The sequence below is a fragment of the Mesorhizobium sp. CA14 genome (assembly GCF_020165195.1).
Lineage (GTDB): Bacteria > Pseudomonadota > Alphaproteobacteria > Rhizobiales > Rhizobiaceae > Mesorhizobium.
This window is the reverse complement of sequence record NZ_JAIUHR010000003.1, coordinates 119,339-132,986: the sequence shown is the minus strand read 5'-3', so window position 1 is coordinate 132,986 and position 13,648 is coordinate 119,339. Positions and strand designations below refer to the sequence as shown.

Below are 13,648 nucleotides of genomic sequence, written 5' to 3'. Positions count from 1 at the left end.
TTCAGATTCGGAGATGGACGTGACGGCGATCTTTGCGGAACAGGCGCTTCTGCCGGAGGGCTGGCAAAGCAATGTCAGCATCGCCTTCGAGGATGGCCGCATCTCGAAGGTCGAGACCGGCGCTGCCGCTCGGTCCGGCGACGAACGCCATGTCATCGTCCTGCCGGGCATGCCCAATTTGCACAGCCACGCCTTCCAGCGCGGCATGGCGGGTTTGGCCGAATTGCGCGGCCCTTCGGCCGACAGTTTCTGGAGCTGGCGCGAGGTGATGTACCGCTTCGCGCTGTCGATGACGCCGGACCAGGTCGAGGCAGTCGCATCACAGCTCTATGTCGAAATGCTGGAGGCCGGCTTTTCGCGCGTCGGAGAGTTCCACTACCTCCACCATGATCGCGACGGACAGCCTTACGCCAATATCGCCGAAATGGCCGAGCGGATCGCGGCTGCCGCCGCAGACGCGGGCATCGGCCTGACACTGCTGCCGGTCTTCTATGCCCATTCCGCCTTCGGGGGCGCCGCTCCCAACGAAGGCCAGCGGCGATTCATCAATGATGTCGAGCGCTTCGGACGTCTGCTTGAGAAAGCCCAAGAGGGCGTTCGCACACTGGAACAGGCCGTCGTCGGCGTCGCGCCGCACAGCCTGCGCGCCGCAACGCCGGACGAACTCAATGCGGTCGCCGCGATGGCGCCGGACGGACCGATCCATATCCATGTCGCCGAACAGATGAAGGAGGTCGAGGACTGCGTCGCCTGGTCGGGCAAGCGTCCGGTGGAGTTCCTGCTTAGCCAGGCGTCCGTGGACAAACGCTGGTGCCTGATCCACGCCACGCATATGACCGAGGCCGAGACGGTCGCGATGGCGAAGAGCGGCGCGGTTGCCGGGCTCTGTCCGATCACCGAAGCCAATCTCGGCGACGGCACTTTCGCGGCCCCACTCTTCATCGAGCATGGCGGACGCTTCGGCGTCGGTTCCGATTCCAATGTGCTGATCGGCCTGCCGGACGAGCTGAGGCAGCTCGAATATTCGCAGCGCCTCGCCCACCGTGCGCGCAACGTGCTGGCCCGCGCCGGCGGCTCGACGGGGCGCGCCCTGTTCGACGCCTCGTTCGACGGCGGCAGCCAGGCGCTCGGCGCCGGCCAGTCGCGGATTGCCGCCGGCGGCCCTGCCGATCTCGTCTCGCTCGACGGCGGCCATCCTTCGCTTGCCGGCAAGGCGGGCGACGCGGTCCTCGACGCCTGGATTTTTGCCAATGGCAGCAAGGTCGATTGCGTGTGGGTGCATGGCAAGAAGCAGGTCAGCGGCGGCAGACATGCCAAGCGCGAGGCGGTTGCCAAGCGGTTCCGCGAAGTCATGACCGCATTGTCGCAGGGCTAAACAGGAACATCCGATGAGCCTTGTCGAGATAGATGACATCGAAGGCGGCGAGATCCTCTCGCTGCATCAACGCATTCTGTCGGATATCCGCGAAAAGATCCTGTCGGGCGCCTGGGTGCCTGGACATCGCATCCCCTTCGAGCACGAGTTGACGGCTCAATATAATTGCTCGCGCATGACGGTGAACAAGGCGCTGTCGCAGCTCGCCAAGGCCGGACTGATCGAACGCCGCCGCCGCTCCGGCAGTTTCGTGCGCCAGCCGCAGTCGCAGGCGGCGGTGCTGGAGCTGCACGACATCAGGATCGAGGTCGAGGCGCTCGGCCTGCCCTATCGCTATGAGCGGCTCGAGCGCCTCAAACGGCGCAGCGGCGCCGAGGACCGCGCGCTGCTCGGGCTTTCCCAATCAGGTCCGGTGCTCGCGCTGGAGGGCCTGCATTTTGCCGGCGAACGGCCGTTCGCGCTAGAGCAGCGCCTGATCAATCTTTCAGCAGTTGCCGAGGCTGCCGAGGAGGAATTTCTCGAGATCGCGCCGGGCCCTTGGCTGATCGGCCGCGTGCCGTGGAGCGAGGCCGAGCACCGCATCCGCGCCATGGCCGCGGACGAAGCAATCGCCGATGCGCTCGACATCGACGCGGGCGCGCCCTGCCTGGTGGTCGAACGCCGCACCTGGAGCGCCGAGTATCCGGTGACCCATGTACGGTTTGTCTATCCGGCGGAGAGCCATACGCTGGTGGCGCGATTCACGCCTTCGCAGGGGTGACTCCCCCTCACCCAGCCTCCGCTCTGCTCGGCTGACCTCTCCCCAAGGGGAGAGGAAACGGTCAGCGCCGGCGCAAATCTCTTCTCCCCACCGGGGAGAAGGTGGCCGCGAAGCGGCCGGATGAGGGGGGAGTGCCGCCTCAGATTGCCGCCGTGACAATAATCTCGACCAGATATTCCGGAGCGGCGAGCTTGGCTTCGCCGGTGGCGCGCGCCGGGGTGTGGCCTTGCGGCACCCACTTGTCCCATTCCGAATTCATTTCGGCGAAGGTGCCCATGTCGGCCAGCCAGATGATCGCCTGGACGATCTTGGTCTTGTCGGTGCCGGCCTTGGCCAGCAATTCGTCGATGGTCTTAAGGATGTCGCGGGTCTGCGAAGCGACGTTGCCGCCGGGCTCGCCGACCTGGCCGGCCAGATAGACGGTGTTGCCGTGGATGACGATCTGGCTCATGCGCGGGCCGACATCGATGCGACGAATGCTCATTGGAGGTTCCTTCGTTGTGGGAGTCGCTGCTCTTTAGAGTCCGTGCCGGCCTGGAGCAAGGCCGGCGGCCACGAAACCAATTGAGCCAAATGTCTGATCTCTGCCCATCCGCCTACACGGCGAGTTGACCGGCATGACACAATTCCGCCGGATCGCCATATTGACTAATGTAATAACATCACATATCGACGACCCACTCGATTTCGCGGACCGACTGTCTGATGACCAATGCCTGCCTGACCTTCCGCGACCTGACGCTTGGCTACGGCAGCCATCCGGCGATCCATCATCTCAACGGCATCGTCCGCAAAGGCTCGCTGACCGCCGTGGTGGGCGCCAACGGCTCGGGCAAGTCGACGCTGATGAAGGGCATTGTCGGCGTTCTGAAGCCTATGGAAGGCGCGGTGGTCCGCATGCCGGGCGTCCGCACGGCCTATCTGCCCCAGCAGTCGGAGCTCGACCGCTCCTTTCCGGCGCGCGTCGTCGATCTGGTCTCGCTCGGCCTATGGCCAAAGCGCGGCATGCTCGGGCGCTACACCAAAGAGGACCGAGAATCCGTCAGCAAGGCGCTGATGGCGGTCGGGCTCGGCGGCTTCGAGAAGCGGCCGATCGACACGCTGTCCGGTGGACAATTGCAGCGCACGCTGTTTGCCCGCGTGCTGTTGCAGGACGCCGACCTCATCCTGCTCGACGAGCCGTTCAACGCGGTCGACTCCAAGACGGTGGGCGATCTCATCCAGTTGATAAATCGCTGGCATGGCGAGGAGCGCACGATCATGGTCGTGATTCACGACCTCGACCTGGTGCGGCAGAATTTCCCGGAGACGCTGCTGCTTGCCCGCCAGCCCGTCGCCTGGGGCGACACCAAGGAAACGCTGCGGCCGGAAAATCTGCTCAAGGCAAGGCGCTTCCACGAGGCGTGGGAAGAAAACGCGCCGTGGTGCGAGCCGGACGATCACGACCATGGCCATGATCACGCGCACCCCGATCACGCGCATGATCACCACCATGACCGTCAGCATGGCTCCGGACCGAGGGCGGCGTGATGGATCTCTACGGCCTGTTCATCGCGCCCTTTGCCGATTTCGCCTTCATGCAACGGGCGCTGTTCGGCTCGCTGATGCTGTCGCTCGGCGCCTGCCCGGTCGGCGTCTTCCTGATGCTCAGGCGCATGAGCCTGTCCGGCGACGCGATGGCGCATGCCATCCTGCCGGGCGCCGCCGCCGGCTTCCTGCTCTATGGGCTCGAAATCCTGCCTATGACCGTCGGCGGGCTGATCGCCGGCATCATCGTCGCGCTCGGCGCTGGCGCCGTCTCTCGCTTCACCATCCAGCGCGAGGACGCGTCGATGGCGGCCTTCTATCTCATCTCGCTTGCCGTCGGCGTGCTGATGGTGTCGATCCGCGGCTCCAGCGTCGATCTCATGCATGTGCTGTTCGGCACGGTGCTGGCGCTCAACAATGAGGCGCTGATCCTGATCGGCGGCATCGTGATAGTGACGCTCGCCTGTCTCGCCATCTTCTGGCGCGCGCTTGTCGCCGAGTGCCTCGACCCGCTGTTCCTGCGCTCGGTGAGCCGCATGGGCAGCCCGGTGCATTTCATCTTCTTAGGCCTTGTCGTGCTCAACCTGGTCGGCGGTTTCCAGGCGCTGGGCACGCTGCTCTCGGTCGGGCTGATGATGCTGCCTGCCGCCGCCGCCCGCTTCTGGACGGTGCGCGTCGAACCGATGTGCGCGCTCGCCGTGCTTATCGGCTTTGCCTCCTGCATTGCCGGACTGCTTCTGTCCTACCACGCCTCGCTGCCCTCCGGCCCGGCAATCATCCTTTCGGCCGGCGTCGTCTATTTCTGCTCGATCCTGTTCGGCACGCGCGGCGTGCTGCGCGCACGCATCGTGCATCACCGCCACCGCACCGCCTGATCCCAATTCCCAAAGCAAGGAGACCGACCTAATGCTGAAATCCATCCGTGCCGTGCTGGCGTTGAGCGTTATAACATTAAGCGCTTTGGCAACCTCCTCCGCGTTCGCGGCGCCGTTGAAAGTGGTGGCGAGCTTCACCGTCATTGCCGACTTTGCGAAAAATGTCGGCGGCGACCGGGTCAACATCACCACCATTGTCGGACCGGACGGCGACGCGCATGTCTATGAACCGAGCCCGGCGGACGCGGTGGCGATGGCCAAAGCCGATGTGGTGCTGGTCAACGGCCTGCATTTCGAAGGTTTCCTGCAGCGCCTGGTCGATGCCAGCGCCACCAAGGCTGCGATCGTGACGCTGACCAAAGGTGTGACGCCGATCGACTTCAAGCCGGAATTCGCCGAAGCGGATGCCGCCGAAGGCGCTGGCACAGGCGGCGGCAAGACCGTCACCGATCCGCACGCCTTCCAGTCGATCGCCAACGCCAAGATCTATGTGAAGAACATCGCCGAGGCGTTCTGCACGGCCGACAGCGAGGGCTGCGACAGCTACAAGGCCAACGCCGCCGCCTACACAACCAAGCTCGATGCGCTGGAGGGCGAAGTGAAGGCGGCGATCCAGTCGATCCCCGAAGCCAAGCGCGTCGTCATCACCTCGCATGACGCCTTCGGCTATTTCGAGCACGAATACGGCCTGACCTTCCTCGCGCCGCAGGGCATCTCGACCGATTCCGAACCGTCGGCGGCCGATGTCGCCAAGCTGGTTAGCCAAGTGAAGCAGGACAAGGCGGCGGCGATCTTCGTGGAAAACATCACCAATCCGCGGCTGATCGAGCAGATCGCCGGCGAGACCGGCATCAAGGTTGGCGGCACGCTCTATTCGGACGCGCTGTCTCAGCCCGATGGCCCCGCCTCGACCTATATCGACATGATGCACAACAACATCACGCAGATCAAAGGCGCGATCCTCGGCAGCTGAGCGGCCAACATCCAACCGGACCAGGATCGGCCCGGTTGGATTTTTCGATCGGCCGTCGCTATTTGGCAGGGAATTCCTTCAATGCGGATTGCCGCCCCTCTCCCGGAGTGGCAAGACTGCCGTCAAAGAGATCGCGAGGACGACACCATGGAATACCGCCAGATCAGCGACGACTATTCGGTCTCCGGCCAGATCCAACCTGAGGATATCGCCGCCATCAAGGACGCCGGCTTCAAAAGCGTGATCTGCAACCGGCCGGACGACGAACAGCCCGGCCAGCCTTCGGCCGGGAGCGTTCAGGCCGCGGCCGAGGCGGCCGGCCTCGGCTTCCGCTACATCCCGGTCATCAGCGGCCAGATCACCCTGGACAATGTCGAGGATCAGGCCGCCGCGCTGGATGAGTTGGAAGGCCCGGTCTTCGCCTATTGCCGCTCAGGCGCGCGCTGCACCAATCTTTATGGGCTGATCCAGCAGCAGCGGGGGTGACGGATTAGAAAGCCAGTCAGTCTGGCAGGCCGGCGATTCTCCGCGCCCCCTCCGTCCCTTCATCGTAAATTAGATCGGCAGCGCGGCGGTTTCCTTGAGCGTCTCCAGCACGATCGCGGTCTTCACATGCTGCACGGATTCGTGCGGCAGGAGCACGCCGTTGACGAACTCGGACAGTGACTTGAGGTCGGGTGTCACCACCTTCAGGATGTAATCCATCTCGCCGGTCAGCGCGTGCGCCTCCTGCACTTCGGGCAGGCGGGCCACCAGCTCGCCGAAGCGGCGGGCATTGTCGCGGTTGTGGGTGGCTAAAGTCACCGAGATGACGTTGACCAGCGAAAAGCCCAGACGATCGCGGTCGAGCACGGCGCGGTATCCTTTGATGTAGCCATCATCCTCCAGCCGCTGGCGGCGGCGCGAGCATTGCGAGGGCGAGAGGTTCACGCGCTCCGAAAGGTCATTGTTGGTATAGCGTGCATCATCCTGCAGAAGCGCCATTATCTTGCGGTCAAATTGATCGAGACGCGTATCATCCACGAGCAATCCTCCATTCCTGCACAATTTGCGCACATCATGACCATTTCAGGCGGTTGAATGCAAGCACCGTGCGGCTGCTCCGCGCTATTATGGCGAAAGATGGCCAAGCTTGGCCGCAACAGCTTTCGGAGGACTGCCATGGGCCCCTTCCCGCACGACGCCCCGCCCGCCAGGATCAGCAAGCAAAACCCCGCCGGCACCGACGGCTTCGAATTCGTCGAGTTCGCGCATTCAGAGCCCGAAAAGCTCGCCGATTTGTTCACCCGCATGGGCTATGTCGCGGTGGCCAAGCATCGCAGCAAGGACATCACCGTCTGGCGCCAGGGCGACATCAATTATGTCGTCAATGCCGAGCCCGGCTCGCATGCGATGAAGTTCGTCGAAAAGCACGGCCCCTGCGCTGCCTCGATGGCATGGCGGGTGGTCGATGCCCAACATGCCTTCGACCATGCCGTCTCAAAGGGTGCCACGCCCTATGAGGGCACCGACAAGGCGCTCGACGTGCCGGCCATCGTCGGCATCGGCGGCTCGCTGCTGTATTTCATCGAAGCCTATGGCGAGAAGGGCTCGGCCTATGACGCCGAGTTCGAATGGCTGGGCGAGCGCGACCCCAAGCCCGAGGGCGTCGGCTTCTACTATCTCGACCATCTCACCCACAATGTCTATCGCGGCAACATGGACAAATGGTGGGATTTCTACCGCGATCTGTTCGGCTTCAAGCAGATCCATTTCTTCGACATCGACGGCAAGATCACCGGCCTTGTCAGCCGCGCCATCACCTCGCCCTGTGGCAAGATCCGCATTCCACTGAACGAGTCCAAGGACGAGACCAGCCAGATCGCCGAATACCTCAAGAAGTATAATGGCGAGGGCATCCAGCACATCGCGGTCGGCACCGACGCCATTTACGAGGCGACCGACAAGCTCGTCGCCAACGGGCTGAAATTCATGCCCGGCCCGCCCGACACCTATTACGAGATGTCGCATGAGCGCGTGCACGGCCATGACGAGCCGATCGAGCGCATGAAGAAGCACGGCATCCTCATCGACGGCGAAGGCGTGGTCGACGGCGGCATGACCAAGATCCTGCTGCAGATTTTTTCGAAGACGGTGATCGGACCAATCTTCTTCGAGTTCATCCAGCGCAAGGGCGACGAAGGTTTTGGCGAAGGCAATTTCCGCGCGCTCTTCGAATCGATCGAGCAGGATCAGATCAAGCGCGGCGTGATCAAGCTCGACGGCAAGGCGGCATAGGGCCGAAAGCTCGTTTGCGGCTCGACCGGCATTGATCTAAGCCCCGGTCCCAAGGGGTGGAGCCGTGAACGTCTCTATAACCGAAGCCGGGGCCAAACTGTCGGAACTGTCAGGCGCGCCAACGCTGGCGAGGAGATCGTGATCACCCGGCGCGGGAAAGCTGTAGCGCGTCTTTTGCCGCCTCCGGCGAAGCACGGCATTTCGCCCGGCGACGGTGCGGTTTCAACCGAGTTGGATAGGTCGAGTGCTTAAGGCTGCAGCCCCAGCCGCTCGACTTCATCCTTTCTGAGCTTCAGGTCGTAGTCGAGCAGGAACTCATCCAGTTGCGGTGGCGGAACGGAGGTGCCGGAAAGCATGGCGTGCACCTGGCCACGATGGTGGGTATCATGCAGGAAAAGATGGGCGAGGATATCGCCGATGCGCTCGGGAATCATGCCGTACTCGCGCCGGTCGGTGATGACGCGGCGGTCGAGATCGGCTTCGGAGAGTCCATCGCAAAAGGCAGTCAGCCGGCGGTCGAAATCGGCTTGTGCCTCAGCCAGGCTCGCCGCATCGTCGAACGGCACGTAGTCATCGTACGCTGCGGCACCACGGCCTCCATCCGTCAGGAAGTCGAGATAGAGAAGGTCGACCGCGAGGATGTGGTTGAGAGTCTCCCTGATCGACGGAAAAAAGCTGGTGCGGCCGGCCTCGAACTCGCCGGGCTGAAGCGCAAGCACCGCGCGGTAGAGCCGGTCGTTCGACCAGAGATTGTTGCGCGCCATGCGGCGCAGATGCTCCAGCATGGTCACCGCCTCAACGCCCCCTCACCTCTCGTATTTCTCGACCTTCTGCTCGATGGCGCCGAAGATCGAATGGCCGGTTCTGTCCTTCATCTCGATGCGCACCGTGTCGCCGAAACGCAGGAAAGGCGTCTTCGGCTCGCCTGACTCGATGGTCTCGATCATACGCAGCTCGGCGATGCAGGAATACCCGGCGCCGCCCGCCGAGACGGGCTTGCCCGGCCCGCCATCGAGCTTGTTGGAGACGGTGCCCGAGCCAATGATGGTGCCGGCGGCGAGCGGTCGCGTCTTGGCGGCATGCACGATCAGCGCCGGGAAATCGAAGGTCATGTCGAGGCCGGCATTGGCGCGGCCAAACGGCTTGCCGTTGACGTCGACCAACAGCGCGAGATTGACCTTGCCGCCGTCCCAAGCATCGCCCAGTTCGTCGGGCGTGACCGCGACCGGCGAGAAGGCCGAAGAGGGTTTCGATTGGAAGAAGCCAAACCCTTTTGCCAGTTCCGGCCCGGTGACGGCGCGCAGTGTGACGTCGTTGACCAGCATGACGAGGCGGATTGCCTCCTTCGCTTGTTCCAGACTGGCGCCCATCGGCACATCGTCGACGACGACCGCGACCTCGGCCTCCATGTCGATGCCGAAGGTTTCGTCCGCCATGCGGATCGGGTCGCGCGGCGCAATGAAGGAGTCCGAGCCGCCCTGGTAGATCAGCGGATCGGACCAGAAGCTCGCCGGCATCTCGGCGCCGCGTGCCTTCCGCACCAGCTCGACATGGTTCACATAGGCCGAGCCGTCCGCCCATTGATAGGCGCGCGGCAGCGGCGAATGCGCGTCGTGCTCATGAAAGCGCGCCGAAGGCACCGCGTTGGCCTCCAGCGATTCCGCCATGGCCGCCAGATGCGGCGCGATGCGCCGCCAGTCGTCGAGCGCGGCCTGCAGCGTCGGCACCAGGAAGGAGGCATCCGTGAACCGCGTCAGATCACGCGAGACCACGACCAGCTTCCCGTCGCGCGTCCCGTTCTTCAGTGTGGCAAGCTTCATGCGGTTTCCTCTCCTGACGCGGCGTGTTCGCCGCTTAGCGGTACAACAAGGCCGTCGCGGGCAATCGTCAAGTCGCCGGACCAAGTTTTCCTGACGGCGTCGATCCAGTCGGCTTCGCCGATCGCCGGATCGTCGGCTGGAATGAGATGGTTGAGCACAAGCCGCTTCGCCCCGGCATCGCTGGCGATGCGGCCTGCTTCCCCGGCAAAGCTGTGGCTGGCTAGGAGATGCTCGCGCAGCCGCGCGCCGTTGCCAGTCCTGGCGACCAGTCGCTCCACGCCTTCCTCCAGCATGGCCTCATGGACAAGGATGTCGGCAGCTTTGGCAAACTCAGCCAGTGGCGGAAAGAAGGCGGTGTCGGCGGAAAACACCACGCTCTTGCCGCCCTGCTCGAAACGCAGCGCGAAACAGTCGGTCACAGGCGGATGGTCGACACGCAACGCCGTCACCGTCAGGCCGCCGTCCTGCAGGACCAGCCCTTCGCGGAACTCCTCGACCGAGACGAAGTCGCGAATATCCGGCCTGCCTTCGTCGGCAATGCGGATCTCGATGTCGAACTCCATCGCCTGGCAGAAATGCTGCCAGCAGTGGTTGGTGCCGGGCGGGCCGTAAATGGTTACCGGCGTCGCCAGACCAGCGGTCCAGGCGGTGTGGATCAGCGGCCCGAGTTCCAGCACATGGTCAGAATGGAGATGCGTGATGAAGATGAGGTCGAGCGCCTTCAGGCTTATGCCGGCATCGACCAGGCCGCGCGTGACGCCAAGCCCGCAATCGACAACAATGGTTCGTCCACCGAGTTCCAGCAGTGAGGAGGTCGGCCATGGACCGCCCGGCCGCAACGCCGGGCCGCCCTTGGAGCCCAGAAGCACCAGCCGGTCATTCATCGGGCGTGCCTCAAGACCAATCGCCTTCCGGGGTCCCGTTGAAGCGCTTCTTCAGGTCGGCCCAGCAGTCGATATAGTTCTCCTGCAAGGTGCCGAGCTCGGCGGCGTAGCGGGTCAGCATCTGCGGAAAGCGCGTCTCGAACATGAAGGCCAGGGTGTTGTCGAGCTTGACCGGCTTCAGGTCGGCGCGCGTCGCCTTCTCGAAGCCGGACGCGTCCGGTCCATGCGCCAGCATCTGATTGTGCAGGCTGATGCCGCCAGGAACAAAACCCTCTTCCTTGGCGTCGTACTGGCCATGGATCAGCCCCATGAACTCGCTCATGATGTTGCGGTGGTACCAAGGCGGCCGAAACGTGTTTTCTGCCACCAGCCAGCGCGGCGGGAAGATGACGAAATCGACATTGGCCGTGCCCTCCTCGCCGCTCGGCGCCGTCAGCACGGTAAAGATCGACGGGTCCGGGTGGTCGAACAAGATGGCGCCGACCGGGGAAAACGTCGCCAGATCATATTTGTAAGGCGCGTAGTTGCCGTGCCAGGCGACGACATCGAGCGGTGAATGACCGAGTTCGGTGACATGGAAGGTGCCGCACCATTTGACGATCAGGCGGCAGGGCGTCTCTTTCTCCTCGAACCAGGCGCAGGGTGTCTTGAAGTCGCGCGGATTGGCCAGGCAATTGGCGCCGATCGGGCCGCGGTCGGGCATGGTGAACTTGGCGCCGTAATTCTCGCAGACATAGCCGCGCGCCTCCTTGTCGGCGAGCTCGACCTTGAAGACCAGGCCGCGCGGCAGCACCGCAATCTCGCCGGGGCGAAGCTCGATCACGCCCATTTCGGTGACGAAGCGCAGCGCGCCCACCTGCGGCACGACCAGCAATTCGCCGTCGGCGTTGAAGAAATGGTCGTCCACCATCGATCGGTTGGCGACATAGACATGCGCGGCCATGCCGGACTGGCCGACCGCATCGCCGGCCGTGGTGAAAGTACGCATGCCGGAAATGAAATCGGTCGGCTCGGTCGGCATCGGCGTCGGGTTCCAGCGGTATTGGCCGAGCGCCAGCTCGTGGTCACCGATATTGGGGCCTGTCTTCCACCAAGGGTAGCTGGCGCCCTTGAAGCGGCCGGTGTGCTTTACGCTCGGACGGATGCGGTAGAGCCAGGAGCGCTCGTTGGTACCGCGCGGCGCGGTGAAGGGCGAGCCCGAAAGCTGCTCGGCATAGAGGCCGTAGGCCGGCCGCTGCGGCGAGTTGCGGCCCTGCGGCAGCGAACCAGGCAGCGTCTCGGTTTCGAAATCGTTGCCGAAGCCCGGCATGTAGGAAAAGCCCATCCGATCCTCCCTGATCCCGGCTTGCAGGCGTCCCGAGACGCGGCCTGCCGGCGATGTTGACCAAACTGGTTTCATTTGTAACCATCGAAAATGTAACTATCAACGGCCACGATGCATACCGGGAGCGCTTCATGGAACCGGATATTCTCGAGCTGGAAAGGTTCCTGCCCTACCGGCTCTACCGGCTTGCCGACACCGTCAGCCGCGAGTTCTCGCGCATCTACAAGGAACGCCACGGCCTAACGCGGCCGGAATGGCGCACGCTCTCCGGGCTGGGTGAACGCGGAACGATGACGGCGACGGAACTCGGCGAACAATCGGCCATGCACAAGACGAAGGTGTCGCGGGCAGTGGCGGAGTTGGAACGGCGACGCTGGCTGACACGCACGCCGGATGAGAATGATCGGCGTGTCGAGCATCTGGCGCTGACCAAGACGGGGCTCGCGACTTATCGCGAGATGGTGCCGCTGGCGAAGGCGTTTGAGGGGGAGCTGCTGGCGAGGCTGAGCGACGAGGAGCGCGTGGCGATCGTCAGGGGAGTGGCAGCGCTGGAAGGGGCTTTGGAGAGAAAGTAGATGAGAGGCTGGCGGGCCAGCGCCCCCCTCTGTCCTGCCGGACATCTCCCCCTCTTGGGGGGAGATTAGCAGCTTCAGCGACGGCGCCTTTTCTGCGACGCTGGTTATTGGCGAGGGCCGGCGTGACGGCTGATCTCCCCCCTTGAGGGGGAGATGTCCGGCAGGACAGAGAGGGGGGCGAAGGAACTCGACATCTCTCCAGAGGCCTCACCAGTTCATCACCACCTTGCCCGAACTGCCGCTCCTCATCGCGTCGAACCCCACCTGGAAATCGTCGATCCCGATCCGGTGCGTGATCAGCCCCGAGACATCCAGCGGGCCTTGCACCAGGGCGATCATCTTGTACCAGGTCTCGAACATCTCGCGACCATAGATGCCCTTCAGATGCAGCATCTTGAAGATGACCTTGTTCCAGTCGATCTCGAAGCCGGTCGGCGCGATGCCGAGGATGGCGATCTTGCCGCCATTGTTCATGGTGTCGATCATGTCGCGGAAGGCGGGGGCGGCGCCCGACATCTCCAACCCGACGTCGAAACCTTCGGTCATGCCGATCGACGGCATGACGTCGCGCAGCTTTTCCTTCGAGGCGTCGACGACATGCTGGACACCGAGTTTTCGCGCCAGATCCAACCGCACCGGGTTGATATCGGTGATGACGACCTTTCGCGCGCCGACGCATTGCGCCACGAGCGCGCCCATGATGCCGATCGGGCCGGCGCCGGTGACCAGCACGTCCTCGCCGACGAGATCAAAGGACAAGGCCGTGTGCACGGCATTGCCCAATGGATCGAAGATGGCTGCGATCTCGTCGGGCACGTCGTCGGGGATCGGCACGACATTGTGCTGCGGGATGGCCACATACTCGCCGAAGGCGCCGGGGCGATTGACGCCGACGCCGAGTGTGTTGCGGCAGAGATGCCCCCTGCCCGCGCGGCAGTTGCGGCAGTGGCCGCAGACGATGTGACCCTCACCCGAGACGCGCTGGCCGACCTTGTACTCGGTGACGGCCGCGCCGAAATCCGCAACGGTGCCGACGAATTCATGGCCTGTCACCATCGGCACGGGCACCGTCTTCTGCGCCCACTGGTCCCAATTGTAGATATGGACGTCGGTGCCGCAGATCGCGGTCTTCTTGACCTCGATCAGCACGTCGTTGGGACCGATCTCCGGCACCGGCACCTGTTCCATCCAGATGCCAGGCTCGGCCTTGGCCTTCACCAGCGCCTTCATCATGTTCGACATTCTTTTGTCCTTCGAA

General features: G+C 63.7%; 16 protein-coding genes. 9 read left to right on the top strand and 7 right to left on the bottom strand.

What is annotated here, in order from left to right; genetic code table 11:
• Nucleotides 1-19 precede the first annotated feature (19 nt).
• Both LB565_RS04950 and hutC read left to right on the top strand, forming a co-directional pair.
• A complete protein-coding gene (locus LB565_RS04950) occupies nucleotides 20-1,375 on the top strand; it encodes a formimidoylglutamate deiminase (protein WP_224582054.1) in 1,356 nt (451 codons plus the stop codon).
• A gap of 13 nt (nucleotides 1,376-1,388) precedes the next feature.
• The gene (gene hutC, locus LB565_RS04945) at nucleotides 1,389-2,135 is read left to right on the top strand and encodes a histidine utilization repressor (protein WP_224582053.1); all 747 of its coding nucleotides are present in this window, start codon (nucleotides 1,389-1,391) and stop codon (nucleotides 2,133-2,135) included.
• Nucleotides 2,136-2,274: 139 nt separating this feature from the next.
• Here hutC and LB565_RS04940 read toward each other — a convergent pair whose 3' ends face one another.
• Nucleotides 2,275-2,619: a RidA family protein gene (locus LB565_RS04940; protein WP_140697768.1), complete on the bottom strand. Its 345-nt coding sequence runs from the start codon at nucleotides 2,617-2,619 to the stop codon at nucleotides 2,275-2,277.
• Between the two features lie 221 nt (nucleotides 2,620-2,840).
• Between LB565_RS04940 and aztA the strand changes: the two genes are divergently transcribed.
• From aztA to LB565_RS04920, 4 genes are all read left to right on the top strand, one after another.
• Nucleotides 2,841-3,665: a zinc ABC transporter ATP-binding protein AztA gene (gene aztA / locus LB565_RS04935; RefSeq protein ID WP_224582052.1), complete on the top strand. Its 825-nt coding sequence runs from the start codon at nucleotides 2,841-2,843 to the stop codon at nucleotides 3,663-3,665.
• Nucleotides 3,665-4,537, top strand: a complete 873-nt coding sequence (aztB, locus tag LB565_RS04930; RefSeq protein WP_224582277.1) for a zinc ABC transporter permease AztB — start codon at nucleotides 3,665-3,667, stop codon at nucleotides 4,535-4,537. The genes aztA and aztB overlap by 1 nt, the downstream gene beginning before the upstream one ends.
• Before the next feature lie 31 nt (nucleotides 4,538-4,568).
• Nucleotides 4,569-5,510 (top strand): zinc ABC transporter substrate-binding protein AztC, encoded by a 942-nt coding sequence (aztC, locus tag LB565_RS04925; protein ID WP_224582051.1) that lies wholly within the window; start codon nucleotides 4,569-4,571, stop codon nucleotides 5,508-5,510.
• A gap of 147 nt (nucleotides 5,511-5,657) precedes the next feature.
• Nucleotides 5,658-5,996: a TIGR01244 family sulfur transferase gene (locus tag LB565_RS04920; protein ID WP_224582050.1), complete on the top strand. Its 339-nt coding sequence runs from the start codon at nucleotides 5,658-5,660 to the stop codon at nucleotides 5,994-5,996.
• Nucleotides 5,997-6,065: 69 nt separating this feature from the next.
• On the opposite strand, the gene LB565_RS04915 is transcribed toward LB565_RS04920, so the two are convergent.
• Nucleotides 6,066-6,533, bottom strand: coding sequence for an Lrp/AsnC family transcriptional regulator (locus LB565_RS04915; protein WP_224582049.1), 468 nt, complete (start codon nucleotides 6,531-6,533; stop codon nucleotides 6,066-6,068).
• Between the two features lie 138 nt (nucleotides 6,534-6,671).
• On the opposite strand from LB565_RS04915, the gene hppD reads away from it, so the two are divergent.
• Nucleotides 6,672-7,787: a 4-hydroxyphenylpyruvate dioxygenase gene (gene hppD, locus LB565_RS04910; protein WP_224582048.1), complete on the top strand. Its 1,116-nt coding sequence runs from the start codon at nucleotides 6,672-6,674 to the stop codon at nucleotides 7,785-7,787.
• A 30-nt stretch (nucleotides 7,788-7,817) separates the two neighbouring features.
• Nucleotides 7,818-8,039 carry a type II toxin-antitoxin system prevent-host-death family antitoxin gene (locus LB565_RS29995; protein ID WP_224582276.1) on the top strand — a complete coding sequence of 74 codons (222 nt, stop codon included), beginning with the start codon at nucleotides 7,818-7,820 and terminating at the stop codon, nucleotides 8,037-8,039.
• Here LB565_RS29995 and LB565_RS04900 read toward each other — a convergent pair.
• From LB565_RS04900 to hmgA, 4 genes are read right to left on the bottom strand one after another with little or no spacing between them, the layout of a single operon-like run.
• Nucleotides 8,036-8,578: a DinB family protein gene (locus LB565_RS04900; RefSeq protein WP_224582047.1), complete on the bottom strand. Its 543-nt coding sequence runs from the start codon at nucleotides 8,576-8,578 to the stop codon at nucleotides 8,036-8,038. The two genes, LB565_RS29995 and LB565_RS04900, sit on opposite strands and share 4 nt — an antisense overlap.
• 15 nt (nucleotides 8,579-8,593) lie before the next feature.
• Nucleotides 8,594-9,607: a fumarylacetoacetate hydrolase family protein gene (locus tag LB565_RS04895; RefSeq protein WP_224582046.1), complete on the bottom strand. Its 1,014-nt coding sequence runs from the start codon at nucleotides 9,605-9,607 to the stop codon at nucleotides 8,594-8,596.
• The gene (locus LB565_RS04890) at nucleotides 9,604-10,491 is read right to left on the bottom strand and encodes an MBL fold metallo-hydrolase (protein WP_224582045.1); all 888 of its coding nucleotides are present in this window, start codon (nucleotides 10,489-10,491) and stop codon (nucleotides 9,604-9,606) included. Before LB565_RS04890 ends, LB565_RS04895 begins: the two co-directional genes overlap by 4 nt.
• Nucleotides 10,492-10,501: 10 nt before the next feature.
• Nucleotides 10,502-11,815, bottom strand: a complete 1,314-nt coding sequence (gene hmgA / locus LB565_RS04885; protein WP_224582044.1) for a homogentisate 1,2-dioxygenase — start codon at nucleotides 11,813-11,815, stop codon at nucleotides 10,502-10,504.
• 131 nt (nucleotides 11,816-11,946) lie between these two features.
• On the opposite strand from hmgA, the gene LB565_RS04880 reads away from it, so the two are divergent.
• Nucleotides 11,947-12,390 carry a MarR family winged helix-turn-helix transcriptional regulator gene (locus LB565_RS04880; RefSeq protein ID WP_224582043.1) on the top strand — a complete coding sequence of 148 codons (444 nt, stop codon included), beginning with the start codon at nucleotides 11,947-11,949 and terminating at the stop codon, nucleotides 12,388-12,390.
• A gap of 207 nt (nucleotides 12,391-12,597) precedes the next feature.
• Here the strand turns inward: LB565_RS04880 and tdh are convergent, their stop codons facing one another.
• Entirely contained in the window at nucleotides 12,598-13,632 is a 1,035-nt protein-coding gene (tdh, locus tag LB565_RS04875; protein ID WP_224582042.1) for an L-threonine 3-dehydrogenase, read from the bottom strand.
• Between the last annotated feature and the right edge of the window lie 16 nt (nucleotides 13,633-13,648).